Raw genomic sequence first — 25,547 nt, forward strand, 5'->3', positions numbered from 1 at the left:
GGCATGTCGGAAGGTCATCCCCTTATTTCACGTAGACGATTATTAAAAGGTACTGGGGCACTGCTGCTGCTCAGCGTAAGCGGTGTGGGCATCGCGGCCACCAGCCATATTATGGCGGTTCGCATCTGGCCCTCTTCAACCTATTCGCGCATGACGCTGGAATCCAATGTTGCCCTTAAGTATAAGCAGTTCGCACTGACGAATCCGGACCGGCTGGTCATCGACATTGAGAACCTGCACCTTAATTCGGTCCTTAAGGGCGTTAACCAGCACGTCAGGGTGGACGATCCTTTTATCAAAAACGCCAGGGTCGGGCAGTTCGATGCCAATACCGTGCGGGTGGTGCTGGAACTGAAACGCAACGTCTCGCCAAAAATCTTCAGCCTTGCACCGGTCTCCAGTATTCAACACCGGCTGGTGGTCGATCTCTACCCCAGCCAGAATACGGTAGAAGATGATCCGCTGCTGGCATTACTGAAAGATTACAACCAGGGCGATCTGGATAAAAATGAAAGCGTTCAGCCGCCGTTACCCGGTAAAGCCGGGCGCGATCGCCCCATCATTATCATGATCGATCCTGGCCATGGCGGGGAAGATCCGGGCGCGCACGGTAAATACAAAACCCGTGAAAAAGACATTGTGTTGAAGATTGGCCGCCGCCTTAAGGCGCTGATTGAGAAAGAACACAATATGAAGGCGTACATGACGCGTAACGAGGATGTGTTTATTCCCCTGCGGGTTCGCGTGGCCAAAGCCCGTAAACAGCGGGCCGATCTGTTCGTCTCCATTCATGCGGATGCGTTCACCAGCCGGGCCGCACGGGGCTCCTCTGTGTTTGCCCTTTCGACCCGGGGGGCGACGTCAGCCGCGGCGCGTTTTCTGGCGCAAACCCAGAATGAATCCGACCTGATTGGCGGCGTCAGCATGAGTGGCGATCGCTATCTGGATCACACCATGTTTGATATGGTGCAGCGCCAGACGATCCATGACAGCCTGAAGTTTGGCAAAGAAGTGCTGCACCGGATGGGGCGGATTAACCATCTGCACAAACGCACTGTGGATCAGGCCGGTTTTGCGGTGCTGAAGGCACCGGATATTCCCTCGATCCTGGTGGAAACCGCGTTCATCAGCAACGTCGAAGAAGAGCGTAAACTCCGCACCACGCGTTATCAACATCAGGTCGCCGAGGCCATTCTGGAAGGCATTAAGGCCTATTTCAAAAACGGGGCGGCGCTGGCACACCGTTAAGCTGCCGGGCAGGAAAAATCACCCGCCCGGCCTTATCTGCTGTCAGGGTTTGCCGTCAGAAGCGGAACAGGGACCGGGTTGCGTGGCGTTCCTGTCTCGCCGACGATGTGCGTCCACTTAGCGGCCTTTTGCCAGGTAGTGCGCCATTTCCTGTTCCGGCACCATGCCGCCGCCCGTCGCCCAGACCAGGTGAGTGGCCTGTTGTAACTGTGTTGGGCTGAAGTCGTGCAGCGCGTGATAGTGCGCTGAACCACATACGTGCTGTGGACCGATCATCCCGGCCAGCGCAGAAGGTTCAAGCCGCAGACCTTCTTCCTGCGCCAGCCAGCCGAGCATGTCGTACATGCGCGCATCATCAAGTGTGTAAATGCCATCCAGCAGACGTTGCATGGCTCTGCCCACAAAGCCGGACGCCCGGCCTACCGCCAGACCATCCGCAGCCGTGACATTATCAATACCTATGTCCTGTACGGAAATGCCGTCGTGTAAGCCCGTTGTTATGCCCAGCAACATGCAGGGCGAATGAGTGGGCTCCGCAAACAGACAGTGAACATGGTCACCCCATGCCAGCTTCAGGCCAAATGCGACGCCGCCGGGGCCACCGCCCACGCCGCAGGGCAGGTACACAAATAACGGATGTTGGGCATCAACCACGCGGCCCTGTTGTTCAAACTGCGCTTTCAGCCGTTGGCCGGCGACCGCATAACCTAAAAACAGCGTGCGGGAGTTTTCATCGTCAATAAAGAAACAGTTGGGGTCCGATGCGGCCGCTTTGCGTCCTTGCCCGACCGCCACACCGTAATCCTGTTCATATTCCACCACCGTTACGCCATGGCTGCGCAGTTTTGCTTTCTTCCATTCCCGGGCATCCGCCGACATATGAACGGTTACGTTAAAGCCGAGACGGGCGCTTATGATGCCAATCGACAGCCCGAGATTACCGGTCGATCCTACGGCAATACGGTACTGGCTAAAAAACTGCCGAAGCGTGGGGGAGAGCAACGTGCGGTAATCCGCCTCCGGGGACAGCAAACCGGCAGCTAATGCCAGTTTCTCGGCATGATTCAGGACTTCATAAATGCCGCCACGCGCTTTGATGGAGCCAGAAATCGGCAGGTGGCTGTCTTTCTTCAGCAGCAGTGTGCCTGCAATTTTCTGGCCGTACGCCTGTTCCAGCCGGGCCTGCATGGCGGGGATCGCGACCACATCCGATTCGATTATACCGCCCGCGGCGGCGGTTTCAGGAAAGGCCTGAGCCAGCAAAGGCGCAAACCGCTTCAGGCGGGCATGAGCGGCTTCAACGTCCTGCTCTGTCAGACCCACAAAGGGCAGGGCGTCGGCGACGGTTGTGGTGGCAGGATTGAACCAGATGGTTTCTTTCAGCGCGATCATATCCGCAACCGGCGGATACTGTGCAGCAAGTGCAGCAATGTTGAAGGTATTCATAACAGACCTTGTCGTGTCCGGATGAATCATAAAAGCAGAAACGGGTTGGCCAGAGCAAGATCTGTTGCGACATTCGCGTGCGGTCTGATCTCACTGCGTGTCTGAGCGGTAAAAAGGAGAGGGGGATTGACTGACGGAGGCCAGAAACAAAAAAACACCTTCTCAGGTGTTTAAAGTGGTTGCGGGGGCCGGATTTGAACCGACGACCTTCGGGTTATGAGCCCGACGAGCTACCAGGCTGCTCCACCCCGCGTCCGATTGCGCATAGCGACTTTCACATTGTCCCTTCTGAGTGAGCATTGTCTCAGAAGAATTGGTTGCGGAGGCCGGATTTGAACCGACGACCTTCGGGTTATGAGCCCGACGAGCTACCAGGCTGCTCCACCCCGCGTCCGATTGCGCATAGCGACTTTTCACATTGTTTCTTCTGTCTGAGCAAAACTACAGAAGAACTGGTTGCGGGGGCCGGATTTGAACCGACGACCTTCGGGTTATGAGCCCGACGAGCTACCAGGCTGCTCCACCCCGCGTCCGTGGATGCGCACTATACTCCGCACGATGATTGTTGCAACCCCTTTTTGCCCTAAAAGGCTAAATTTGCTGTTAATTGCTGAAGGATTCCACCAATTGGTGATTTATTGCACCGATATCCGTTATGACGAAAGAGGATGGATTTCATTCTGATGACGGCTTTGCTATCGTCGCGTGGCGAACACTTATAAAAAGAGATGAAGATGAAAGGACGTTGGGCGAAGTACGCACTTACTGGCGCATTTTTAGCGCTTCTGGCGGGCTGTAGTTCTAAGCCGACCGATCGGGGTCAACAATATAAAGACGGAAAACTTGATCAGCCCTTAGCGCTGGTGAATCAACCTAACGCCAAAGGCCGTCCGGTTAACGGCAGAGATTTTGGGCAACAGATTCAGCAAATCCAGGCGGCCGCTTCGGGTTTGTTTGGCCGTAACAACAGCACTTACAGTGCGGTTGAAAACTGGCTGATGGCGGGGGGCGATACACGACAGTTGCGCCAGTTTGGGTTAAATGCGTTTCAGATGGAAGGCACCGATAATTACGGTAACGTCCAGTTTACGGGCTACTACACGCCGGTCGTTCAGGCACGCTACACGCGACAGGGCGAGTTTCAGTACCCTATTTACCGCATGCCGCCGCGCAAACGCGGTCAGAAATTACCCAGCCGCGCATCGATATACAGTGGGGCGTTGGACGATCGCTACGTCATTGCCTGGAGTAACTCACTCATTGATAACTTTATTATGGATGTGCAGGGCAGCGGCTATGTCGATTTTGGTGACGGACGTCCGATGAGCTTTTTTGGTTATGGCGGCAAAAACGGCTGGGGTTATCATAGCATCGGTAAAGAGCTGATCGACCGGGGCGAGGTCAAGCGTGAAGACATGTCAATGCAGGCTATTCGCCAGTGGGCTGAGGAACATTCACCCGAGGAAGTGCGGGCGCTGCTAGAAACTAACCCTTCCTTTGTCTTTTTCAAACCCGAACCTTATGTGCCGGTACGTGGCGCGAGCGCGGTGCCGCTGGTGGCGAAAGCCTCTGTGGCATCCGATCGTTCACTGATTCCTGCCGGAACGGTGCTGCTGGCGGAAGTGCCGCAGCTCAATGAAAAGGGCAAATTCAACGGGAAATATGAAATGCGGGTGATGGTGGCGCTGGATGTCGGCGGCGCGATCAAAGGCCAGCACTTCGATATCTATCAGGGCGTAGGGCCAGATGCTGCCCATCTGGCGGGGTTCTATAACCATTATGGTCGTGTGTGGGTGCTGAAATCGGCACCGGGAGCCGGTCAGCCGCTGTTCAGCAATGCGCAGAGCAGTAACAACGGCAGCCTGCTGTTAGGCGCTAACTAAATTTTGAAGCGGCGGGCGATCGGGCCCGCGCTCAGTAACAGGTTCAACTATGAAAGTGTTAAACGATGCCTGGCACCAGCGATTTGGTGGCACGGCACGTCTTTATGGGCAGTCGGCGTTGCAGCATTTCGCTGATGCCCACTTCTGCGTGATTGGTATTGGCGGCGTGGGCTCCTGGGCTGCCGAGGCACTGGTAAGAACCGGCATCGGCAGGATTACCCTGATCGATATGGATGATGTCTGTATCACCAACACCAATCGTCAGATACATGCGATGAGCGGCAATGTGGGTAAAGCCAAAACGGACGTGATGGCCGAGCGTCTGCGCGCCATTAATCCTGACTGTGAGGTGATCTGTATTGATGACTTTATCACCCCGGAAAACACGGCGACGCTGCTGACTGCCGATATCGACTATGTAATTGACGCTATCGACAGTGTGCGCCCCAAGGCGGCGCTGATTGCCTGGTGTCGACGCAATAAGATTCCTCTGATCACCACGGGCGGCGCAGGTGGGCAAATCGATCCCACGCAAATCCAGGTGACTGACTTAGCGAAGACCATCCAGGATCCGCTGGCGGCTAAATTACGCGAGCGGCTTAAACAGCTGGGCGTGGTAAAAAACAGCAAAGGCAAGCTGGGCATCGACTGCGTTTTCTCTACAGAGGCGCTGGTTTATCCGCAGGCGGATGGCTCGGTTTGCGCCTCACGCAGCACAGCGGAAGGGCCGAAAAGAATGGATTGTGAATCCGGATTTGGCGCAGCCACGATGGTCACCGCCACCTTTGGCTTTGTTGCCGTTTCGCATGCCCTGAAGAAATTTCTGGCACGGGCCGCGCGCCAGGCGTAATGCTAATCTGCCGTGCAACGCGGTTGTACGGCTTTAGCCCGCGTTTGCCAGGCCGCCAGCCTGACCTGATTAGCTAAACACTGACCGACGACTGCGCCATGAGCGGTTAATCCAGCGCCCGTTGCGCATGCTGCTGGACGGCATCGGCCAGCGCTTTCAGGCCGCTACTGCGTGAGGCGCTAAGCTGCGCACGCAGGCCCAGCGATTCAAACAGATCCAGCGGATCGGCCGCCAGTAATTGCGCGGGCGTCTGGCCTTCAACAGCGGTGAGCAGCACGGCCAGCAAACCACGAACGATGCGACCTTCGCTGTCACCGTAAAAATGCAGGGAACCTTCTTCCCGGATCTGGCTGCCCAGCCAGACGCGATTCTCGCAACCACTCAGCTCACTGTCCGGTGTTCTTAATGCGTCAGGTAAGGCCGGCAACTGTCGGCCAAGTAAAATCAGCTGCCGGTAGCGATCCTCCCACTGCCGACAGTGAGAGAAGGTTTCTTTCAGATCCGCAGGCGTAATTTCAACACCGAACGGATGCGGGGCAAGCAGGGATGCGTGCATGATTAAAACTCCGATAACAACGCGACAGCGCTGTGCATAGCGCGCAGCAGCGCATCGACGTCCTGTAAATTATTATAGGGGGCAAACGATACGCGCAGCGTCCCCTCAACGCCCAGTGCCGCCATTAACGGTTGGGCACAATGTTGACCCGCACGTAAGGCGATCCCGTGCTCTGCCAGCAGTGTCACGATATCGCTGTGATGCACTCCCTGAATGTCGAAGGCCAGCAGGCTGGCCTGGCCACAACGGAAACTGCGAAAGCCCGGCAGTTCTGCAAGCTGTTCCTCGGCCAGACTGGCTAACTGCTGGCTCCAGATCTCTGCTTTAGACATATTATGCTGTTGCAGCCAGCTCAGCGCGGCACTCAGTCCGGTCACGCCCGCCACGTTTGGCGTACCGGCCTCAAAGCGCCAGGGCACCGGCTGGGGCGTAAAGCCGGTGAAGTCGACCTTCGTCAGCATCTTACCGCCGCCCTGCCAGGGGGCCATCTCTTCCAGCAATTCCGCTTTACCGTACAGCACACCGATGCCCATTGGGCCATAGAGCTTGTGGCCGGAAAAGGCATAGAAATCAATATCCAGCGCCTGTACATCCGGCGGGCAATGTACGACGCCCTGCGCGCCATCGACCATAACTTTTGCCCCTGCCGCATGGGCAAGAGCGATGGCCCGGGATAAATCGGGGCAGCCGCCTGTGACATTGGACATCTGACCCAGCGCAAGCAGACGCGTCCGGTGAGTGATCAGTGAGGGCAGCACGGCGATATCGGGCAGGCGATCCTCACCGATTGGCCATTTTACCACGCGCGCGCCCGTGGCCTGTGCGACCATGAGCCAGGGAACCAGATTGGCGTGGTGCTCGGCTTCGCTGACGAGGATTTCATCGCCGGGCTGTAAACGCGGGGCTAACCAGCTTTGCGCCACCAGGTTAATGGCTTCGGTGGTACCGCGCGTCCAGACAATCTGCCGGTTACTGGCGGCATTGAGCCACTGCGCCACCTGGCCCCGCGCCTGCTCATACTGCTCGGTTAACCGGCGAGCCGCTGCAAACTGGCTACGATGAACCGTACCGGCGCTCAGGCTGTAGAACTGCTGAGTCGCCTCGATTACCGCCTGCGGTTTTAGCGTGGTGGCGGCGCTGTCGAGATAAACACCCGCGTCGCTCAGGGCAGGAAACTGCTGCCGGAATGAAGAAGGATTAAAGGCACGCATACATAGCTCGTTGTTAATTATCAGACTCAGGCTGAAAGATGGATGTCTGTCTGGCAAAGCTGGAAAAGCGGGTTATGCTGAATATTGCAAGGTAAAAACTTCACCCGCATGGCGATACGACATTCTGATAGTCGATCCCACTTGACCATTTCTCGGGTCAGCGTAACGCGGGCGGTTTGGTGCAATCAATCTGCAAGGAGATAGAAGATGAAAAAACTCGCCGCAATGCTGGCCGTTTGTACAATGGCCTTTACCCTGGCTGCCTGTTCAAGCAACTACGTAATGCATACCAATGACGGACGCACTATCGTTGCTGAAGGTAAACCAAGAGTCGATACTGATACCGGTATGATTAGCTATAAAGATGCGAATGGCAATGAGCAGCAGATTAACCGTTCAGATGTGAAAGAAATGGTTGAGATGAAGTAATCCGCGCATAAAAAAAGCACCGCAATTTGCGGTGCTACTCAATATCACAATGGACAGACAGGGTAAATCTACAGGAAATAAAAAAGCTTGATCTGTAAAGGTCAGATCAAAATTGCAAACACAACATCACGACCACAAGCCAAAAGCTTTCAGAAAATCTGCGAACTCACTCACAAATCTAAAAACTTTTCGTTCCGGCTCAGGAAGTACCGCAACTATAGGTATTTGCTGGAGCTTCCTCAACGGACAATTTATAATGTCTCGGATTATAAATTCTAATACGTTAAGGCTTTGTATTAGTCCGCGTATTTTTTGCCAGGCTGGCTATGGATAACCATGTCAAAACGTCTTCCTCCCCTGAATGCACTGCGGGTATTTGATGCCGCAGCACGCCATTTAAGCTTTACCAAAGCCGCTGAAGAGCTGTTTGTGACCCAGGCTGCTGTCAGTCACCAGATCAAATCACTGGAAGATTTTCTGGGACTGAAGCTGTTCAGACGGCGAAACCGGTCGCTTTTACTCACCGAGGAAGGCCAAAGCTACTATCTGGATATCAAAGAAATTTTCTCTGCGCTCAACGAGGCGACGCGTAAACTGCAGGCACGCAGCGCCAAAGGGGCGTTGACGGTGAGTTTGCTGCCAAGCTTTGCGATTCAGTGGCTGGTCCCGCGTCTTTCCAGCTTTAATCTGGCTTATCCGGGAATTGACGTCCGCATTCAGGCGGTCGATCGGGATGAAGAGAAGCTGGCCGATGATGTGGATGTGGCCATTTTCTATGGCCGGGGAAACTGGCCAGGCCTGCGGGTCGAAAAACTCTATGCCGAATATTTGCTGCCGGTTTGTTCGCCGTCGCTGATGACGGGGGAAAATCCCCTGAAAACGCCCATGGATCTGGCTCGTTTTACGCTGTTGCATGATGCTTCCCGCCGTGACTGGCAGGCGTATATCCGTCAGTCAGGCGTCCAGCATATCAATGTGCAACAGGGACCCATTTTCAGCCACAGCGCGATGGTGCTGCAGGCGGCCATCCATGGGCAGGGCGTTGCCCTGGCCAATAACGTTATGGCGCAAAGCGAAATCGAAGCGGGACGGTTGATTTGTCCGTTTAATGACGTTTTAGTGAGCAAAAATGCTTTTTATCTGGTTTGTCATGACAGTCAGGCAGAACTGGGTAAAATAGCCGCCTTTCGACAGTGGATCCTCGCCAAAGCGGCTACCGAACAAGAAAAATTCCGCTTTCGTTATGATCAGTAACTTTTTTATTTTTTTGCAGGGACCTGCAAACGCACCTTGAGGATACATTCATGTCCAGACGTGCCATGTTTATTTTTGCGGCCATCAGTGGGTTTTTCCTGGTGGCATTTGGTGCTTTTGGTGCTCATGTGTTGAATAAAACGCTGGGAGCGACTGAAATGGCCTGGATTCATACCGGGCTGGAATACCAGGCTTATCATACGCTGGCTGTGCTGGGGCTGGGAGCGGCGATGCTTTATCGCTGTAATATCTGGTTCTACTGGAGCAGCGCCTCTATGGCACTGGGTACCGTATTATTCAGCGGCAGCCTCTATTCCCTGGCGCTGTCGCACTTAACGTTTTTTGTTTTTATCACGCCAGTCGGGGGGCTGTTCTTCCTCGTTGGCTGGCTATTGATGTTGATTGGCGCACTGCGTCTTAAAACCAAGGCAGAACGCCATGAATAAAGTTTTACTGTATTGCCGCGCTGGCTTTGAAAAAGAGTGTGCGGCGGAAATTAGTGCTAAAGCCGCCGAGCGCAATGTTTACGGCTTTCCTCGGGTTAAAGAGGATGCAGGTTATGTCCTGTTTGAGTGCTACCAGCAGCCCGATGCGGAGAGACTGATTCGCGAGTTGCCGTTTGAGCAGTTGATATTTGCCCGCCAGATGCTGGTTGTTGGCGAACTGCTGCGGGATCTGCCCCAGGACGATCGTATTTCCCCCATCGTAGGCATGTTAAGCGGCGTGGTGGAAAAGGGCGGGGAACTGCGTGTTGAAGTGCCGGATACCAACGAAGCCAAAGAGCTCACCAGGTTCTGCCGCAAGTTTACCGTCCCGCTGCGCGCCAGCCTGCGTGAGAGCAAAATCCTGCTCAACTATGAAAGCCCAAAACGCCCGGTCGTGCATGTGTTCTATATCGCCCCCGGCACCTGCTACGTCGGGTATTCACTGCCGGAGAACAGCTCACCCTTTTATATGGGCATTCCGCGTCTTAAGTTCCCGTCTGATGCGCCGAGTCGGTCCACGCTTAAGCTGGAAGAGGCCTTTCACGTTTTTGTTCCGGCCGATGAGTGGGATGAACGTCTGGCCAGTGGAATGTATGCCGTCGATTTGGGGGCCTGTCCAGGCGGCTGGACCTATCAACTGGTACAGCGCAGCATGATGGTTTACGCCGTGGATAACGGGCCGATGGCGCCCAGCCTGATGGAGACCGGCCAGGTTTTTCACGAGCGTGAAGACGGTTTCCGTTTCCGTCCGCCCCGCACCAACATCAGTTGGCTGGTCTGCGACATGGTGGAAAAGCCGGCTCGCGTGGCGAACCTGATGGCGGACTGGCTGGTCAACGGCTGGTGCCGCGAAGCCATATTTAACCTGAAACTGCCCATGAAGAAGCGCTACGAAGAAGTCACGCAGAATCTGGCCATGATCGAGCAGCGACTCAATGAAAATGGCGTTAACGCGCAGATTCGGGCACGTCAGCTTTATCACGATCGTGAAGAAGTGACAGTGCACATTCGTCGCATCTGGGCCGCTGTCGGTGGCCGCCGCGACGAGCGTTAACCCTGCAGACCGGGCGCGATTGTGCCCGGTCTGATATGATTAGCCGCCATGGTAACGCAGTAAATTCAGATTCCCTTCCAGCACCAAATCCTGTTTCAGCCGGGCCACATCGCGGCTGATCAGCGCCATCTCCTGTCCGGCCTGTAACTTATTACGCCATTTGGTCGGCACCTGATCCAACTGCTGATACAGCGATTCCAGTGAACCAAACTGCTGTAGCAGTTCCCGGGCGCTTTTGGGGCCAATGCCTGCGATGCCGGGAATTTTACTGCTGCTGATGCCGCATAATCCCCAGTAGTCAGGCAGCAACGCGGGTGCAACGCCGAATTCGGCTTCAATAAAAGGCACATCCAGCCAGCGCTTTTGAAAATAGTCACGGATGCGAATCGTCGGTGCCAGTAACTGGCAGTAACCTTTGTCGGTTGAAACGATGGTCGCCTGATGACCAGCCTGCGCCATTTTGACCGCCAGCGTCGCCGCCAGATCGTCGGCTTCATCCTGGTCGGCTATCCAGCAACTGACGCCCGCGTTTCGAAAGGCGTCCTTCAGCGCGGGCATTTCGGCCTGCAAATCGTCGGGCATCGGTGGGCGGCCACTTTTATAGTCAGGCAACAACTGGTGCCGCCATCCCTGATGGCGGGCTTCACCATCAAACACCGCCACCACGTGCGTCGGCCGCGTGTGCCCCAGAAGCTGACGCAGCGCGCCTACGCAACTGTCGACGCAGGGCGAGCCTTGTACCGCATGCAGGCGACGAATTAAATTGAGGGCGTCAACAATGAGTAAGTGAAGAGACATAAGATATGGGCAGCCCGCAGGCTGCCTCCAGATTTACTTGATGATTTCGTAGCACGGAATATAGGCAGTGCCGGGCAGTTTCATACGTTGCTGCGCCACAAAGCCCTGTAGCAGTTCATCCATGCGGTGCATGATGTCGGCATCGCCGTGCAGTTTGTAAGGGCCTTTTTCGCGGATTTCGCGAATGCCCATCTCTTTGACGTTTCCTGCAACAATCCCTGAGAAGGCCCGGCGCAAATCCGCCGCCAGTTTTTCTGGAGCCTGGTTTGTGTAGAGATTGAGGTTGGCCATATTTTCATGCGTTGGCATAAACGGCACCTGCAGATCCTGAGCAATACGCATTGACCAGTTAAAACTGTAGGCGTCACCGGTTTCACGGCGATGCTCTTTCACCTGCGGCATGGCTTTTCTCATCAGACGGGCAACTTCAGCAGCATCGTCAATGATGATCTGATAATGCTTACGTGCCTGCTCGCCGAGCGTGCTGACAATGAAGTCGTCCAGTACGCGGAAATAATCGGCGCTCTCTTTCGGGCCGGTCAGAATAAGCGGCAGAACCTGATGCGCGTTCTGTGGATTCATCAGAATGCCCAACAGATAGAGGAACTCCTCTGCGGTACCCACGCCGCCCGGGAAGATGATGATGCCGTGCGCGATGCGCACAAAGGCTTCCAGGCGCTTTTCGATATCCGGCATGATGATAAGTTCGTTCACCAGCGGATTCGGTGGCTCAGCCGCAATAATGGACGGCTCAGTTAATCCGATAAAGCGGCTGTCACGATAGCGCTGCTGGGCATGGCCCACGGCGGCACCTTTCATCGGCGCTTCCATCACGCCCGGTCCACAACCGGTACAAATGTTCAGCTCACGCAGCCCCAGTTGCGTGCCCACGTTGCGACAATACTGGTATTCCACCGCGTTGATCGAGTGGCCACCCCAGCAGACAACGGTATTGGGATATTCACCCACATGCAGGGCGCGGGCATTGCGCAAAATGGAAAACACCGTGTTGGTGATGGTGGCTGAGTCGTTGTCCTCTTCGCAGGGTAAACGCCCCGAGCTGGCGAGCTGGCCATTGACAAACAGGATGTCGCGCAAGACGGCAAACAGGTTGGCCTGGAGTGAACGGATGATACGACCGTCGACGAAGGCTTCTTCCGGGGGATTAATCAGTTCCAGCTTAACGCCGCGCTCACGGCGCAGTACGTTGATGTCGAAGTTCTCAAAACGCGACAGCAGTTCATGGCTGCTGTCAGTCTGACTGCCAGAGTTGAGTACGGCGAGCGAGCAGTTACGGAAAAGTTGATACAAATCGCTGCTGGCCGTGCGCTTCAGCATATCTACTTCCAGTTGGGAGAGCAGATCCATAGAGCCAAGAGGGCTGACATGTGTAATCAAATGAACTCCTTTGCACCCGCTGGGGTGATAACTGACACTGCAAATGCAGTGACCAAAATCCCTGGTTGGCAACCCGCAGGTTACCGCCCTGTCCAGAGTAGCCTTGTCGGCAAGGTTTGCTCAAGTGGAACCGTATGCGCGTTTAACAGTCTGAGAAAGGATTCGCAAACTATTGACGAACCAGACGAGAATGGCCCGGCGTAAAGGGCACATTACTGCGCCACGGATTGATATCCAGTCCACCCCGTCGCGTGTAACGTGCGTAGACGGTCAGCTGTGATGGCTGACAAAAGCGCATCAGGTCGTTGAAAATACGCTCCACGCACTGTTCATGAAACTCATTATGCTGACGAAATGAAACGATATAGCGCAGCAGAGCTTCACGATCGATGCGCGGGCCCTGATAGCGAATCATTACCGATCCCCAGTCAGGCTGATTGGTGATCAAACAGTTGGATTTAAGCAGATGGCTGACCAGCGTTTCTTGCACCTGTTCCTGACCGGCGGCGTCGATCAGATAATCGGCATTGAAGCCGTAATCTTCAATCTCGATGTCCTGCTCATCAATGCAGGTGCCCGCAAAGTGACCGACAGGCTGACCTTCGATCTCCTGTAAGCGAAACAGCGCCACACGGACATCGCCCTCGGCACAGGCGCGCAGGTCCTGCTCCAGCGTCTGGCGTACCTCGGCCCAGTCTGTAAATCGCGTCTGGTTAAAGCTGTTAAGGTAGAGCTTAAAACTCTTTGATTCGATAAGATTACGGCTCCGGGCATCAAGCTCGACTTCGCCCACGGCCACCTGGGGCACGCCTTTGCTGTTGAGCCATGAGAGTTCATAGAGCGTCCAGATATCACTGCCCGAGAACGGCAAATTATCGGGATAAAGGCCCAAAGGCTCGCGATTCATGCTGCGCGGCACGGCCTGTAATAAGCTGTTGTCATAGCGATCGTGATACGCTGTAGGCTTGCCCAGCGTCAGGTTGCTCAGTGCCGGGTCCGGCTGGTAAGAAGACATAACGGTTACCACTAGAGTCATCAAAGTGAGTAAGTGTAACCTATCAGAAGTGAGAATTTGAATGATGCAGCAAACCGCTGAAGCGTTAACGGATTTTACCACGCGCTACTGCCAGCACTGGCAGCAGAGCCGGGGCCATTCGCCAGCCAGTCGCGATCTTTATGGTATTCCTTCCCCCTGTTTGCTGGAAAACCGTGATGAGTGTGCGCTCTGGCAACCGCAACCCTTTACACTACTGCCCTCGCTGGAGGCGGTTGAGCGGGCGCTGGAGATTGCGCTGCAACCGCAGATTACGGCCTTTTATACGCACCAGTTCGCGGGGGACATGCAGGCCATGTGGCAGGACCACAGGCTAACGCTGCTCCAGGTCTGGAGTGAAACCGACTTTGTCCGGCTGCAGGAAAACCTGATCGGACACCTCGTCATGCAGCGGCGCCTGAAGCAGAATCCAACACTGTTTATTGCCACCACTGCGTCAGAAGAGAACATTATTTCCCTGTGCAATCTGAGCGGTGACATCATCCTTGAAACGCCCGGTCAGAAGAAACGTATTACGCTGGCATCGGATATCTGTACTTTTCTTAATAATTTACAACCGCTTAGTGATTAATTGCAGAGATGTGCCGCTTCGCGTGTGAGAGATCTCTTACATGCCGTGTGAGAGATCGCCATATTAGCGAAACGGTGAAGTGGCGGCCGAGATGTAAAAATATTGTAAATCATTAACTTATTAGCACCGCTGTTCAATCTCTTGAACAGGATCGCGTTATATCGTGTTTTAACACCTTGTGCCCTGAGGCTTTTCTTAAGAGAATAGGTCTCGCTGACAGGACGTCATGGACAGCAGGAACCGTCAGGGAGACGGTGGCCAGGAGGCAGGAACGTAATGCTGTTACGTCACAAGGAAGGCTTCAGGACGAAGCAGGACACTCAGGAATGAGTTAAGGGACACCTCCAGGATGGAGAATGAGAGCCCCTCGGACGAGGCGGTGGGCCAGGAGGCTAAGGAGTGATCAGGATGATTCGCGGAAGGACTAAGCACGGGAAAAGTTGTCAAGGATGAGCAGGGAGCATTAACGTAGCAGGAGAGCTGCAAACGAACCGGGAGCACTGTTTAATACAGTGCTCCCTTTTTTTGTGCCTGCGGGTTATCCTTGCCGCCCCTTTTTATTCGTCAGAGGTGAGGCATGACGTCAGAACAGTTTATTATGCAACGGCTTGAACAGCTCGAAGCCGTCATGCGTGAGCACGATCTGTGGCAGGTGGACGCGCCAGACGAACAGGCTTTCGCAAGCCAGCAACCTTTTTTCCTCGACACGATGCAGCCGCTGGAATGGTTGCAGTGGGTCCTGATTCCACGGGTGCAGATGCTGATTCGTGCGGGCCAGGCATTGCCAAAAAATTTTGCGGTTGCCCCCTATTTTGAAATGGCGTTAACGCCGGTTCAGCCGGGGCGCACACTGTTGTTGCTGACCTTACAGCAGCTGGATGCATTGCTGCAGGATGACCCGGTCTGATGCTGGAAATCATTTATCAGGATGCGTGGCTGGTCGCGGTGAATAAGCCCGCAGGCTGGCTGGTGCACCGCAGTTGGCTTGATCGCCATGAAACCCGGTTTGTGATGCAGACGGTACGCGACCAGATAGGCCAGCATGTTTTCACGGCGCATCGGCTGGATCGCCCCACATCAGGCGTGCTGCTGATGGGGCTGTCCAGTGAGGCAGGCCGCCTGCTGTCCCAGCAGTTTGAGCATCACCATATGGAAAAGACCTACCATGCCATTGTGCGCGGCTGGCTTGAAGGCAGTGACAGGCTGGATTATCCGTTGGTGGAAGAGCTGGACAAGATCGCGGACAAATTTGTCAGCGAACCCCGTGCGCCGCAGCCGGCGGTGACCGATTACGCCGCACTGGCAACGGTAGAAATGCCGGTCGCCATCAGTCGCTATCCCACGGCACGTTACAGCCTGGTTGAGCTTAAACCGCAAACCGGGCGGAAACATCAACTCCGTCGGCACATGTCCCATTTGCGTCATCCCATCATCGGCGATTCGGCCCACGGGGATTTACGCCAGAATCGTGGTGCGGCTGCGCACTTTGGGGCCAGCCGTTTGATGCTGCATGCCAGCAGCTTATCCCTTAACCATCCTGTGACGGGCGAACCGCTGCTTATTCGTGCCGGGCTCGATCCTGTCTGGCAACGGGTGATGGAGCAGTTTGGCTGGCAGGCCTGTATTCCTGATGTGCCACGGGTTGAGTTTCTCGCAGGCTCAGGTCAGGATAGCGTTCCGGAATAAAGGGGAAAAGAAATGGCAAAGATTGGGATTTTTGTAGGCACCGTCTATGGGAACGCCTTACTGGTTGCAGAAGAAGCTGAGCCGTTGTTGCAGCAGCAGGGCCATGAGGTAACGATTTTCGAAGATCCGACACTGGCCGACTGGCAACACTATGCCAGTGATGTCGCCCTGATCATCACCTCGACCACCGGTCAGGGCGATTTTCCGGATACGATTTCCGGCCTGTTTCATGCTATGCAGGATAAGCTGGGCCATCAGCCTACGCTGCGTTATGGCGTGATAGCGTTAGGCGACAGCAGTTATGAAAATTTCTGCGGCGCAGGCAAGCGTTTTGATGCATTGCTGCAGGCGCACCAGGCGAAGCGGATCGGTGACGTGTTGCTCATCGACGCCACCGAAGATCCGGAGCCTGAGTCGGTAACGTCTCCCTGGGTTGAGCAGTGGGGTAAACAGCTCTGACTGTACAGGGTGGGGAAGACGGCACCCGCGTGGCTGACATGCGCGCCACGCGGGTGTCAGCACGGCCTGTCTGCATAAAAACGGCATCAGGTGATCGGTGCGGGATTAAAGACCGCCAGCTGATTGCGGATGCCCCAGCGGTCTGACCAGGTTTGTTTCCGGCCGCTGGCAATGTCCAGAATTAATGTAAACAACCGCCAGCCAACCTGCTCGATGGTTTCTTCGCCCGTGGCAATCGTACCGGCGTTAATATCCATTAAATCATGCCAGCGTTCAGCCAATGCGGTACGGGTCGCCATCTTAATCACCGGAATCGCCGCCAGGCCGTAAGGCGTTCCCCTGCCTGTTGTAAAAACCTGTAAGGTGATGCCTGAGGCCAGCTGCTGCGTGCCGCAGACAAAATCGCTGGCGGGCGTGGCGGCAAAAATCAGCCCTCGTCGTGTTGGCCGTTGTCCCGGTGACAGCACTTCCATAATCGGGCTTCGGCCTGATTTGGCAATCGAGCCTAATGCTTTTTCCACCACGTTGGCCAGTCCGCCTTTCTTGTTGCCGGGCGAGGGATTGGCGCTGCGGTCCGTTTTGCCTTGATCGAGATAGCGATCATACCAGGCCATTTCCTCAATCAGTCGCTGGCCCACGGTCTGGTCAACCACGCGTGGCGTCAGCAAATGAATGGCATCCCGTACCTCCGTGACTTCAGAAAACATTACGGTGGCTCCGCAGCGTACCAGCAGATCAGCGGCGAAGCCGACGGCGGGATTCGCGGTCACGCCCGAAAACGCGTCGCTGCCGCCACACTGCATGCCCACCACCAGTTCAGAGGCCGGGCAGGTTTCGCGCTGGCGTTGATTAAGGCGGCTCAGGTGGCGCTCTGCGACCTGCAAAATCTCATCCACCATGGCACCGAAGCCCACCCGGCTCTCGTCCTGCAAACGCACAATATCCGCATCGTCCAGCGAGATGGGCTGTACGTCAGGCGTGCCGGTCAGCAGGCGTTCGGGTTGTAACTTTTCGCATCCCAGACTGACCACCATGATTTCGCCGCCGAAATTGGCATTCAGGGCCAGATTATGAACGGTTCGGATCGGGATCACCGCCGCGGGGGCATTGATCGCCACGCCACAGCCATAAAGATGATTTAGCGCCACCACGCCATCAACGTTGGGATAGCGGGGCAGTAAATCACGCTCAATGATTTGCACCACATAATCCACCACGCCCGCGACGCAGTGCACGCTGGTAGTGATCCCCAGCAGATTACGGGTGCCCACGCTGCCGTCAGCGTTGCGATAGCCCTCAAAGGTATAACCGTCCAGCGGCGGTAACGCCGGCGGCACATTATTCGCTAAAGGTAAATGCGCTAAGTCCGGGGCGTCCGGCAGAGCAATTAGCGATTCGTCGATCCAGCTCCCCTGGGCGATATCACGCATGGCCAGACCAATCACCTCGCCATAGCGCAGTATGGGCTGCCCATCAGGAATAGCCTGCAGCGCCACCTTGTGTCCCTGGGGAATATGCTCGGTCAGAGTTAAGCCATCACGAAACGTGGTACCGGCAGGCAGTCCCTGGCTGTTAACCACAATGGCCACGTTATCGTTTTCATGAACTTTGATATAGAGCGGTTGTTCGTTTGACAGGGGGATCATCGCTCACCTTCCAGTGCGTCGCGCCTTATTTCTGTGGCGCATTCATTATAAGAAGTCAGATGTCACAGGTTCAGTATTTGCCACCGTCAGTATAAAGAGGGGTTCTCACCTGCACATTGTGCAATTGACCTACATTCAGCCTTCAGAGACGGCCGTTTTCATGTCTTTTTACCAAATCAAGTGAAGATTCTCACAAAGCCGGCGATCGTCGGGCGTAGGAGCTGGCTTTGGGTGAGGAATACCAAAATACGTGAAATGCGCCGCAGTGTTTTATGCAATAGCCCAAAAAAGCACGATTCCTTCTCCTTATTCCAGGGAGATATTCCAATGTCACCGTGAAACCCACTTCTTATACTGATTTCCGTTTCCCCGGTCAGGTTATATGTCACGCCGCGTGAGCAATTTGCCAATAAAAAAATCGCCGTGTTTAACCTACATCTCTCTGATACCCAACGCGATGTGTATGCAGTCAGAGCGAATGTCACTTTCGCTATTTTTCAGGAGTGCATCATGAGTAGTTTTCACCAGACGTCAGAGGCGGTCCAGAAACGGACAAATGCACGCTACTGGATTGTGGTCATGTTGTTTATTGTGACCTCATTCAACTACGGCGACCGGGCGACGTTATCCATCGCTGGCTCCGCGATGGCAAAGGATATTGGCCTCGATCCCGTGGGCATGGGTTACATCTTCTCGGCGTTTTCGTGGGCCTATGTTATTGGACAAATCCCCGGCGGCTGGCTGTTGGATCGCTTTGGGTCCAAACGCGTCTATTTCTGGAGCATCTTCCTCTGGTCGTTATTTACCTTGCTGCAAGGCTTCGTGGACCTGTTCAGCGGTTACACCATCGTGATGGCGCTGTTTATGTTGCGCTTTATGGTGGGGCTGGCAGAAGCACCTTCATTTCCGGGTAACAGCCGAATTGTGGCCGCCTGGTTTCCGGCTCAGGAGCGCGGCACCGCCGTGGCCATTTTCAATTCTGCCCAGTATTTTGCGACCGTGATTTTCGCACCCATCATGGGCTGGCTGACCTCCGCAGTCGGTTGGGCTCATGTCTTCTGGTTCATGGGGGGACTGGGCATCATCCTGAGCCTTATCTGGCTCAAAGTGATTCACGATCCCAGCGATCATCCTGGCGTTAATCAGGCGGAACGGGAATACATGGAGCAGGGCGGTGCGCTGATCAACATGGATCAGAAAAGCGAAAAGCAAAACGTCAGCTTCCGTGACAAGCGGTTCCAGATCAAACAGCTGCTGCAGTCACGCATGATGATCGGTATCTATATTGGCCAGTACTGCATCAACGCACTGACCTATTTCTTTATCACCTGGTTTCCGGTTTATCTGGTTCAGGCGCGCGGAATGTCGATTCTTAAAGCCGGTTTTGTTGCCTCCGTACCGGCACTGTGCGGCTTTATTGGCGGCGTGCTGGGTGGCGTGATCTCCGACTGGCTGATGCGCAAAACCGGTTCCCTGAACATCGCCCGCAAAACGCCCATTGTGCTCGGGATGCTGCTCTCGACCTCTATGGTGATATGTAACTACGTTGAAACCGACTGGGTTGTGGTGCTGTTTATGGCGACGGCCTTTTTTGGCAAAGGCATTGGTGCGTTGGGCTGGGCGGTGATGGCCGATACCGCGCCGAAGGAGATCAGCGGTCTGAGCGGCGGCCTGTTCAATATGTTTGGTAATGCGTCCGGCATTATCACGCCTGTCGCGATTGGCTACATCATTGCCTCGACCGGATCGTATAACGGTGCGCTGGTATACGTGGGTATCCACGCCTTTGTCGCGGTACTCAGTTATCTGGTGCTGGTGGATAACATCAAGCGCATTGAGCTGAAAACCCGCTAAGGAGCCTGTATGAATACGCAATCCACGCCCGTTATCACCGCTATGCAGGTTGTGCCGGTGGCCGGTTACGACAGTATGCTGCTCAACATTGGGGGGGCACACAATGCCAGTTTTACCCGCAACATTGTAATACTGACGGACAGTGCGGGTCATACCGGGCTGGGTGAGGCACCGGGAGGCGAGACCATTTATCAGACCTTGCTGGATGCCGTACCGCAGGTGACAGGTCAGCAGGTCGCCTGCCTGAACCGGCTGGTACAGCAGGTGCATCGGGGCAATCAGTCTGCGGATTTCGAGACCTTTGGCAAGGGCGCCTGGACGTTCGAACTGCGCGTAAATGCGGTTGCGGCGCTGGAGGCCGCGCTGCTGGATCTGCTGGGGCAATGTCTGGGCGTGCCGGTCGCCGAGCTGCTGGGGCCGGGTAAACAACGCGATGCGGTCACGGTGTTGGGTTACCTGTTCTATATCGGTGACCGGCGCAAAACCGATCTGCCTTACCTCACTGGTGAGAACGCGCAGCATGACTGGTATCGGCTGCGTCATCAGGAAGCCCTGAGCAGTGAGGCCATCGTCAGGCTGGCGGAAGCGGCTCAGGATAAATACGGATTTCACGATTTTAAACTCAAGGGCGGTGTGCTGCCGGGCGAACAGGAAATCGCGACCGCGCAGGCGTTGAAAAAACGCTTTCCCGCTGCGCGTATCACCGTTGATCCTAACGGCGCATGGCGGCTGGACGAGGCGATCCGGCTGTGCAAAGGCATGCAGGATGTGCTGACCTATGCAGAAGATCCCTGTGGGGCGGAGCAGGGTTATTCCGGGCGTGAGGTGATGGCGGAGTTTCGGCGCGCGACGGGCCTGCCGGTCGCCACCAACATGATCGCCACCAACTGGCGCGAGATGCAGCATGCACTGATGCTCAACGCGATCGATATCCCGCTGGCCGATCCCCATTTCTGGACGCTGAGCGGTGCCGTGCGGGTCGCTCAGCTGTGCGATGAATGGGGACTCACCTGGGGCTGTCACTCCAATAACCACTTTGATATTTCCCTGGCCATGTTTACCCATGTCGGCGCTGCGGCACCCGGTAACCCCACCGCGATAGACACGCACTGGATCTGGCAGGAGGGCGACCAGCGCCTGACGAAAAATCCACTGCCGATTCAGCAGGGAAAAATTGCAGTGCCCACTGCACCGGGCCTGGGCATTGAACTGGACTGGGCGCAACTGCGGCGGGCAAACGAACGCTACAAATCACTGCCAGCGGGCGGACGTAATGACGCGACGGCCATGCAATACCTGGTTCCCGGCTGGACATTTGACCGTAAACGCCCGGCTTTTGGCCGGGCCTCTGCTTAAGGGATAACAGATGAACACGACACCGAAGATCACCGCCATGCAGGTCATTCCGGTCGCCGGCTATGACAGTATGTTACTGAACCTGAGCGGCGCCCATTCACCTTTCTTTACCCGTAATATCGTCATCCTTGAAGATAATGCCGGCAATACGGGCCTGGGAGAAATCCCCGGCGGCGAAAAGATACGCCAGACGCTGGAAGAGGCTGCCGCGCAGGTGGTGGGTAAAACGGTGGGTGAATATAAAAATATCCTGAATCTGGTGCGCACGTCTTATGCCGATCGGGATGCCGGTGGGCGCGGTAATCAGACGTTTGACCTGCGCACCACCATTCACGTCGTCACCGGCATCGAAGCCGCGCTGCTGGATCTGCTGGGACAGCATCTGGGCGTGAATGTCGCCTCACTGTTAGGGGACGGGCAGCAGCGCGACAGCGTCGAGATGCTGGGTTACCTGTTTTACGTCGGCGACCGCCGAAAAACCACCTTGCCTTATCAGAATCAGGACAGCGAGACCTGTGACTGGTATCGCCTGCGTCATGAGGAAGCGCTCACGCCTGGGGCCGTGGTCAGGCTGGCCGAAGCGGCCTATGAAAAATACGGCTTTAACGACTTTAAACTGAAAGGCGGTGTGCTGAACGGTCATGATGAGGCGGAAGCGATCGCTGCGCTGGCGAAACGTTTCCCCCAGGCGCGTATCACGATCGATCCCAACGGGGCCTGGTCGCTTGAGGAGGCCATCGCGCTGGGTAAACAGCTTAAAGGTGTGCTGGCCTATGCAGAGGATCCCTGTGGCGCAGAGCAGGGCTACTCCGGACGCGAAGTTATGGCCGAATTTCGGCGCGCCACCGGCCTGCCTACCGCCACCAATATGATCGCTACAGACTGGCGTCAGATGGGACACACCTTGTCTTTACAGTCAGTCGATATCCCGCTGGCCGATCCGCACTTCTGGACGATGCAGGGATCCGTGCGCGTGGCGCAAATGTGCCATGAATTTGGCCTGACGTGGGGTTCCCATTCCAACAACCATTTCGATATTTCCCTGGCGATGTTCACGCACGTTGCGGCCGCCGCACCGGGCAACATCACCGCCATTGATACGCACTGGATCTGGCAGGAGGGCAATCAACGGCTCACAAAAGCGCCTTTCCAGATTGAAGGTGGCAGGGTGGCAGTGCCGCAGAAGCCGGGCCTGGGTATTGAGCTGGACAGGGAGCGGGTGATGCAGGCTAATGCGCTTTATCAAAAGCATGGCCTGGGTGCCCGTGATGATGCACAGGCCATGCAGTTTCTGATTCCGCAGTGGACGTTCGATCACAAGCGTCCGTGCCTGGTGCGTTAACGTTTTTGGGCTTCCTGCAGGAAACCCGTTTCACAGGAGTAAAACCATGAGTAATACAGCCTGGCGCAATGAATTTCGCCATCGCCTGCTGGCAGGTGAAACCCTGATTGGCAGTTGGTGTGCCCTGGCGAATCCCCTTTCGACCGAAGTCCTGGGGCTGGCCGGATTTGACTGGCTGGTGCTGGACGGCGAGCACGCGCCTAACGATATCACCACCTTTGTGCCTCAACTGATGGCGCTGAAAGGCAGCAATAGTGCGCCGGTTGTGCGTCCACCCTGTAACGAGCCGGTGATTATTAAACGCCTGCTGGATATTGGTTTTAACAACATTCTGGTGCCCTTCGTCGAGAACGAAGACGAGGCCAGACGTGCGGTCGCCTCGACGCGTTATCCGCCTGCGGGGATTCGCGGCGTATCCGTTTCACATCGCAGCAATATGTACGGCACCATGCCAGCGTACAACAGCACTATCAACGACAACATTACGGTGTTAGTCCAGATAGAAACGCAGCAGGCCGTGGACAACATCGATGCTATCGCGGCCGTTGAGGGCGTGGACGGGATCTTTGTCGGACCGGGCGATCTGTCCGCCGCGCTGGGTTATCTCGGCCAGCCTGCGCACCCGGCGGTATTGCCCGTCATCAAACACATCTTTGAACGGGCAAAAGCTGCCAACAAACCCAGCGGGATTCTGGCGCCGGTCGAGGCCGACGCCCGCCGCTACCTCGAGTGGGGCGCGACCTTTGTTGCTGTGGGTAGCGATCTCGGTGTTTTCCGCAGTGCCACGCAGGCGTTGTGTGACAAATTTAAAACGTAATCATCCAGGAGAGACGCAATGAAAATTGGCTTTATTGGCCTTGGGATTATGGGCAAACCTATGAGTAAAAACCTGCTGAAGGCGGGTTATTCACTGGTCGTGCGGGATCATCATGCCGAAAACGAGGCCGAGCTGGTCGCGCTGGGTGCGACAACGGCCAGCAACGCGAAAGAGATTGCCGGGCAGTGCGATGTGGTCATCACCATGGTGCCGAACTCGCCGCAGGTCAAAGAGGTTTGTCTGGGTGAAAATGGCATTATCAATGGGGCAAAACCCGGTCTGATTGTCATCGACATGAGCTCAATCGCCCCACTGGCAAGCCGGGAAATCCATGACGCGCTGGCGGCAAAACAGATCCGTATGCTGGATGCGCCGGTCAGTGGCGGCGAACCCAAAGCCATCGAAGGCACGTTGTCGGTGATGGTGGGCGGCGATAAAGCCGTGTTTGACCAGTGTTACGACATCATGAAAGCTATGGCGGGCTCGGTCGTGCATACCGGCGATATCGGTGCCGGTAACGTGACCAAGCTGGCCAATCAGGTGATTGTGGCGCTGAATATTGCCGCGATGTCAGAAGCGCTGTCACTGGCGACCAAAGCCGGTGTCAATCCGGAGCTGGTCTATCAGGCTATACGTGGCGGTCTGGCAGGAAGCACCGTGCTGGATGCGAAAGCGCCGATGGTGATGGACCGCAATTTTAAACCCGGCTTCCGTATCGATTTACATATTAAAGATCTGGCTAACGCACTGGATACCTCACATGACATTGGTGCTCCTCTGCCACTGACAGCGGCGGTGATGGAGATGATGCAGGCACTGCGTAACGACGGACAGGGAACCGCCGACCACAGCGCGCTGGCCTGCTATTATGAACAGTTAGCAAACGTCGAAATTTCGCGCTAAGGGTTGCCCGGTATCTGCGGATGCCGGGCGAATGTCCTTCCCTTACCGTCAAACCATACCGCCTGGATTGCTTATGAAAATCGTCATCGCACCGGATTCATATAAAGAAAGTCTCTCTGCCCTGGATGTGGCGTCGGCAATCGAAGCGGGATTTCGCGAGATTTTCCCCGATGCGCATTATGTGAAAATACCGGTCGCTGATGGCGGTGAAGGCACGGTTGAAGCGATGGTCGCCGCAACCCAGGGAAAAAAGATCAGGTTACAGGTGACCGGTCCTCTGGGTGAACCTGTGGAGGCGTTCTATGGGGTGTCGGGCAACGACGAGACCGCCTATATCGAGATGGCCGCCGCCAGTGGCCTGGAGCTGGTCCCGGCGGCGCGGCGCGACCCATTGATTACCACTTCGTTTGGCACAGGTGAACTGATCAAAAACGCGCTGGATAAAGGGGTAAAGCACATCATTATTGGCATTGGTGGCAGCGCCACCAATGACGGCGGCGCAGGAATGATGCAGGCGCTGGGTGCACGTTTGCTGGATAAGCAAGGTGAAGAGATTGGCCCTGGCGGCGGCGCGCTGCCGCATCTGGCCCGCATTGATATTTCCCGCCTGGACAGCCGTATCCGGGCGTGCCGTTTCGAAGTGGCCTGTGATGTGACCAATACGCTGACAGGCGATGACGGTGCGTCGGCGGTCTTTGGCCCGCAAAAGGGCGCAACACCTGAACGGGTGGCACTGCTCGATAAGGCGCTGACGCACTATGCTGCGATGATTCAGCGCGATCTGGGCATGGATGTCCTGCAGGTCAGCGGTGGCGGTGCCGCAGGGGGAATGGGGGCCGCGCTGTATGCATTTTGCCAGGCGGCCCTGCGCCCCGGCATCGAAATCGTTACAGAAGCACTGGGGCTGGCGGCGCAGTTACAGGACGCCCAACTGGTGATTACGGGCGAAGGGCGCATAGACAGTCAGAGTATCAATGGCAAAGTGCCGATTGGCGTCGCGAAAGTTGCAAAGCGGTTTGGTCTTCCGGTGATTGGCATTGCCGGTAGCCTGACGGACGATGTCGGCGTCGTTCATCAACATGGCATTGATGCGGTATTCAGCGTGCTATACCGTATCTGTTCGCTGGATGAAGCGCTGGATGGCGCACGCAACAATGTGCGGCTTACTGCACGCAATGTGGCGGCCACCCTGAAAATCGGGGGTTTTTAAACGCTAATTTGTCGGCCCCTGGCGTTCAGGGGCCTGC

General features: G+C 55.7%; 24 protein-coding genes and 3 tRNA genes. 17 read left to right on the forward strand and 10 right to left on the reverse strand.

The annotated features are described in order from the left end of the window. Window positions 1-3: 3 nt before the first annotated feature. Window positions 4-1,248: an N-acetylmuramoyl-L-alanine amidase AmiC gene (amiC, locus tag C1N58_RS01360; RefSeq protein ID WP_033739588.1), complete on the forward strand. Its 1,245-nt coding sequence runs from the start codon at window positions 4-6 to the stop codon at window positions 1,246-1,248. Window positions 1,249-1,365: 117 nt separating this feature from the next. On the opposite strand, the gene dsdA is transcribed toward amiC, so the two are convergent. From dsdA to C1N58_RS01380, 4 genes are all read right to left on the reverse strand, one after another. Continuing rightward, a complete protein-coding gene (gene dsdA / locus C1N58_RS01365; protein ID WP_054633221.1) occupies window positions 1,366-2,694 on the reverse strand; it encodes a D-serine ammonia-lyase in 1,329 nt (442 codons plus the stop codon). Window positions 2,695-2,870: 176 nt separating this feature from the next. Beyond that, window positions 2,871-2,947: transfer RNA gene (locus tag C1N58_RS01370), tRNA-Met, on the reverse strand. Window positions 2,948-3,008: 61 nt separating this feature from the next. After that, a tRNA-Met gene (locus tag C1N58_RS01375) sits at window positions 3,009-3,085 on the reverse strand. Window positions 3,086-3,147: 62 nt separating this feature from the next. After that, window positions 3,148-3,224: transfer RNA gene (locus C1N58_RS01380), tRNA-Met, on the reverse strand. Window positions 3,225-3,428: 204 nt separating this feature from the next. Here C1N58_RS01380 and mltA point away from each other — a divergent pair. After that, entirely contained in the window at window positions 3,429-4,577 is a 1,149-nt protein-coding gene (mltA, locus tag C1N58_RS01385; protein ID WP_033739585.1) for a murein transglycosylase A, read from the forward strand. Window positions 4,578-4,626: 49 nt separating this feature from the next. Beyond that, window positions 4,627-5,427, forward strand: coding sequence for a tRNA cyclic N6-threonylcarbamoyladenosine(37) synthase TcdA (tcdA, locus tag C1N58_RS01390; protein ID WP_006120786.1), 801 nt, complete (start codon window positions 4,627-4,629; stop codon window positions 5,425-5,427). A gap of 106 nt (window positions 5,428-5,533) precedes the next feature. Here the strand turns inward: tcdA and csdE are convergent, their stop codons facing one another. Both csdE and csdA read right to left on the reverse strand, forming a co-directional pair. Continuing rightward, window positions 5,534-5,983, reverse strand: coding sequence for a cysteine desulfurase sulfur acceptor subunit CsdE (csdE, locus tag C1N58_RS01395; RefSeq protein ID WP_394564509.1), 450 nt, complete (start codon window positions 5,981-5,983; stop codon window positions 5,534-5,536). A 2-nt stretch (window positions 5,984-5,985) separates the two neighbouring features. After that, window positions 5,986-7,194, reverse strand: coding sequence for a cysteine desulfurase CsdA (csdA, locus tag C1N58_RS01400; protein WP_394564510.1), 1,209 nt, complete (start codon window positions 7,192-7,194; stop codon window positions 5,986-5,988). A 207-nt stretch (window positions 7,195-7,401) separates the two neighbouring features. On the opposite strand from csdA, the gene C1N58_RS01405 reads away from it, so the two are divergent. From C1N58_RS01405 to rlmM, 4 genes are all read left to right on the forward strand, one after another. Further along, entirely contained in the window at window positions 7,402-7,623 is a 222-nt protein-coding gene (locus tag C1N58_RS01405) for a YgdI/YgdR family lipoprotein (protein WP_006120783.1), read from the forward strand. Window positions 7,624-7,959: 336 nt separating this feature from the next. After that, window positions 7,960-8,877, forward strand: coding sequence for a transcriptional regulator GcvA (locus tag C1N58_RS01410; protein WP_006120782.1), 918 nt, complete (start codon window positions 7,960-7,962; stop codon window positions 8,875-8,877). Window positions 8,878-8,927: 50 nt separating this feature from the next. Then, a complete protein-coding gene (locus tag C1N58_RS01415) occupies window positions 8,928-9,323 on the forward strand; it encodes a DUF423 domain-containing protein (protein ID WP_014605150.1) in 396 nt (131 codons plus the stop codon). Continuing rightward, window positions 9,316-10,416: a 23S rRNA (cytidine(2498)-2'-O)-methyltransferase RlmM gene (gene rlmM / locus C1N58_RS01420; RefSeq protein ID WP_394564511.1), complete on the forward strand. Its 1,101-nt coding sequence runs from the start codon at window positions 9,316-9,318 to the stop codon at window positions 10,414-10,416. Before C1N58_RS01415 ends, rlmM begins: the two co-directional genes overlap by 8 nt. 39 nt (window positions 10,417-10,455) lie before the next feature. Here rlmM and xni read toward each other — a convergent pair whose 3' ends face one another. From xni to queF, 3 genes are all read right to left on the reverse strand, one after another. Further along, on the reverse strand, window positions 10,456-11,214 hold the full coding sequence (xni, locus tag C1N58_RS01425; RefSeq protein ID WP_006120779.1) for a flap endonuclease Xni: 759 nt from the start codon (window positions 11,212-11,214) through the stop codon (window positions 10,456-10,458). A gap of 33 nt (window positions 11,215-11,247) precedes the next feature. Continuing rightward, window positions 11,248-12,612, reverse strand: a complete 1,365-nt coding sequence (ppnN, locus tag C1N58_RS01430) for a nucleotide 5'-monophosphate nucleosidase PpnN (RefSeq protein WP_006120778.1) — start codon at window positions 12,610-12,612, stop codon at window positions 11,248-11,250. 169 nt (window positions 12,613-12,781) lie between these two features. Further along, the gene (gene queF, locus C1N58_RS01435; protein ID WP_033739575.1) at window positions 12,782-13,627 is read right to left on the reverse strand and encodes an NADPH-dependent 7-cyano-7-deazaguanine reductase QueF; all 846 of its coding nucleotides are present in this window, start codon (window positions 13,625-13,627) and stop codon (window positions 12,782-12,784) included. A 61-nt stretch (window positions 13,628-13,688) separates the two neighbouring features. Here queF and syd point away from each other — a divergent pair, with 61 nt between their 5' ends. From syd to C1N58_RS01455, 4 genes are all read left to right on the forward strand, one after another. Then, window positions 13,689-14,237, forward strand: a complete 549-nt coding sequence (gene syd / locus C1N58_RS01440) for a SecY-interacting protein (protein WP_054633222.1) — start codon at window positions 13,689-13,691, stop codon at window positions 14,235-14,237. 577 nt (window positions 14,238-14,814) lie between these two features. Further along, window positions 14,815-15,144: a YqcC family protein gene (locus C1N58_RS01445; protein WP_006120775.1), complete on the forward strand. Its 330-nt coding sequence runs from the start codon at window positions 14,815-14,817 to the stop codon at window positions 15,142-15,144. Further along, entirely contained in the window at window positions 15,144-15,923 is a 780-nt protein-coding gene (gene truC / locus C1N58_RS01450) for a tRNA pseudouridine(65) synthase TruC (protein ID WP_054633223.1), read from the forward strand. Before C1N58_RS01445 ends, truC begins: the two co-directional genes overlap by 1 nt. Before the next feature lie 12 nt (window positions 15,924-15,935). After that, window positions 15,936-16,382 (forward strand): flavodoxin, encoded by a 447-nt coding sequence (locus tag C1N58_RS01455; protein ID WP_006120773.1) that lies wholly within the window; start codon window positions 15,936-15,938, stop codon window positions 16,380-16,382. An 86-nt stretch (window positions 16,383-16,468) separates the two neighbouring features. Here C1N58_RS01455 and garD read toward each other — a convergent pair whose 3' ends face one another. Further along, complete coding sequence (gene garD / locus C1N58_RS01460; RefSeq protein WP_110268347.1) at window positions 16,469-18,028, reverse strand: galactarate dehydratase; 1,560 nt, start codon at window positions 18,026-18,028, stop codon at window positions 16,469-16,471. 510 nt (window positions 18,029-18,538) lie between these two features. On the opposite strand from garD, the gene C1N58_RS01465 reads away from it, so the two are divergent. The 6 genes from C1N58_RS01465 (at window position 18,539) to C1N58_RS01490 (ending at window position 25,510) form a co-directional block, all read left to right on the forward strand. Continuing rightward, window positions 18,539-19,882 carry an MFS transporter gene (locus C1N58_RS01465; protein ID WP_054633225.1) on the forward strand — a complete coding sequence of 448 codons (1,344 nt, stop codon included), beginning with the start codon at window positions 18,539-18,541 and terminating at the stop codon, window positions 19,880-19,882. A gap of 9 nt (window positions 19,883-19,891) precedes the next feature. Next, on the forward strand, window positions 19,892-21,238 hold the full coding sequence (locus C1N58_RS01470; RefSeq protein ID WP_054687115.1) for an enolase C-terminal domain-like protein: 1,347 nt from the start codon (window positions 19,892-19,894) through the stop codon (window positions 21,236-21,238). A 10-nt stretch (window positions 21,239-21,248) separates the two neighbouring features. Then, window positions 21,249-22,580, forward strand: a complete 1,332-nt coding sequence (gene gudD / locus C1N58_RS01475; RefSeq protein WP_394550365.1) for a glucarate dehydratase — start codon at window positions 21,249-21,251, stop codon at window positions 22,578-22,580. A 46-nt stretch (window positions 22,581-22,626) separates the two neighbouring features. Then, complete coding sequence (garL, locus tag C1N58_RS01480) at window positions 22,627-23,397, forward strand: 2-dehydro-3-deoxyglucarate aldolase (protein WP_033739566.1); 771 nt, start codon at window positions 22,627-22,629, stop codon at window positions 23,395-23,397. Window positions 23,398-23,415: 18 nt separating this feature from the next. After that, window positions 23,416-24,300 (forward strand): 2-hydroxy-3-oxopropionate reductase, encoded by an 885-nt coding sequence (gene garR / locus C1N58_RS01485; RefSeq protein ID WP_162286004.1) that lies wholly within the window; start codon window positions 23,416-23,418, stop codon window positions 24,298-24,300. Window positions 24,301-24,373: 73 nt separating this feature from the next. Then, entirely contained in the window at window positions 24,374-25,510 is a 1,137-nt protein-coding gene (locus C1N58_RS01490; RefSeq protein WP_006120767.1) for a glycerate kinase, read from the forward strand. Window positions 25,511-25,547 lie beyond the last annotated feature (37 nt).

It is taken from the genome of Pantoea sp. SGAir0180, assembly GCF_043546245.1.

Excerpts from the sequence above, each read along its gene's own strand:
- garD (WP_110268347.1), bottom strand. The coding sequence starts at position 18,028 with ATGATCCCCCTGTCAAACGAACAACCGCTCTATATCAAAGTTCATGAA.
- C1N58_RS01445 (WP_006120775.1), top strand. The coding sequence starts at position 14,815 with ATGACGTCAGAACAGTTTATTATGCAACGGCTTGAACAGCTCGAAGCC.
- C1N58_RS01410 (WP_006120782.1), top strand. The coding sequence starts at position 7,960 with ATGTCAAAACGTCTTCCTCCCCTGAATGCACTGCGGGTATTTGATGCC.
- C1N58_RS01490 (WP_006120767.1), top strand. The coding sequence starts at position 24,374 with ATGAAAATCGTCATCGCACCGGATTCATATAAAGAAAGTCTCTCTGCC.
- garL (WP_033739566.1), top strand. The coding sequence starts at position 22,627 with ATGAGTAATACAGCCTGGCGCAATGAATTTCGCCATCGCCTGCTGGCA.
- dsdA (WP_054633221.1), bottom strand. The coding sequence starts at position 2,694 with ATGAATACCTTCAACATTGCTGCACTTGCTGCACAGTATCCGCCGGTT.
- rlmM (WP_394564511.1), top strand. The coding sequence starts at position 9,316 with ATGAATAAAGTTTTACTGTATTGCCGCGCTGGCTTTGAAAAAGAGTGT.
- C1N58_RS01465 (WP_054633225.1), top strand. The coding sequence starts at position 18,539 with ATGAGTAGTTTTCACCAGACGTCAGAGGCGGTCCAGAAACGGACAAAT.
- queF (WP_033739575.1), bottom strand. The coding sequence starts at position 13,627 with ATGTCTTCTTACCAGCCGGACCCGGCACTGAGCAACCTGACGCTGGGC.
- csdA (WP_394564510.1), bottom strand. The coding sequence starts at position 7,194 with ATGCGTGCCTTTAATCCTTCTTCATTCCGGCAGCAGTTTCCTGCCCTG.
- amiC (WP_033739588.1), top strand. The coding sequence starts at position 4 with ATGTCGGAAGGTCATCCCCTTATTTCACGTAGACGATTATTAAAAGGT.
- C1N58_RS01455 (WP_006120773.1), top strand. The coding sequence starts at position 15,936 with ATGGCAAAGATTGGGATTTTTGTAGGCACCGTCTATGGGAACGCCTTA.
- garR (WP_162286004.1), top strand. The coding sequence starts at position 23,416 with ATGAAAATTGGCTTTATTGGCCTTGGGATTATGGGCAAACCTATGAGT.
- csdE (WP_394564509.1), bottom strand. The coding sequence starts at position 5,983 with ATGCACGCATCCCTGCTTGCCCCGCATCCGTTCGGTGTTGAAATTACG.
- C1N58_RS01415 (WP_014605150.1), top strand. The coding sequence starts at position 8,928 with ATGTCCAGACGTGCCATGTTTATTTTTGCGGCCATCAGTGGGTTTTTC.
- tcdA (WP_006120786.1), top strand. The coding sequence starts at position 4,627 with ATGAAAGTGTTAAACGATGCCTGGCACCAGCGATTTGGTGGCACGGCA.
- xni (WP_006120779.1), bottom strand. The coding sequence starts at position 11,214 with ATGTCTCTTCACTTACTCATTGTTGACGCCCTCAATTTAATTCGTCGC.
- C1N58_RS01405 (WP_006120783.1), top strand. The coding sequence starts at position 7,402 with ATGAAAAAACTCGCCGCAATGCTGGCCGTTTGTACAATGGCCTTTACC.
- mltA (WP_033739585.1), top strand. The coding sequence starts at position 3,429 with ATGAAAGGACGTTGGGCGAAGTACGCACTTACTGGCGCATTTTTAGCG.
- gudD (WP_394550365.1), top strand. The coding sequence starts at position 21,249 with ATGAACACGACACCGAAGATCACCGCCATGCAGGTCATTCCGGTCGCC.
- C1N58_RS01470 (WP_054687115.1), top strand. The coding sequence starts at position 19,892 with ATGAATACGCAATCCACGCCCGTTATCACCGCTATGCAGGTTGTGCCG.
- truC (WP_054633223.1), top strand. The coding sequence starts at position 15,144 with ATGCTGGAAATCATTTATCAGGATGCGTGGCTGGTCGCGGTGAATAAG.
- syd (WP_054633222.1), top strand. The coding sequence starts at position 13,689 with ATGATGCAGCAAACCGCTGAAGCGTTAACGGATTTTACCACGCGCTAC.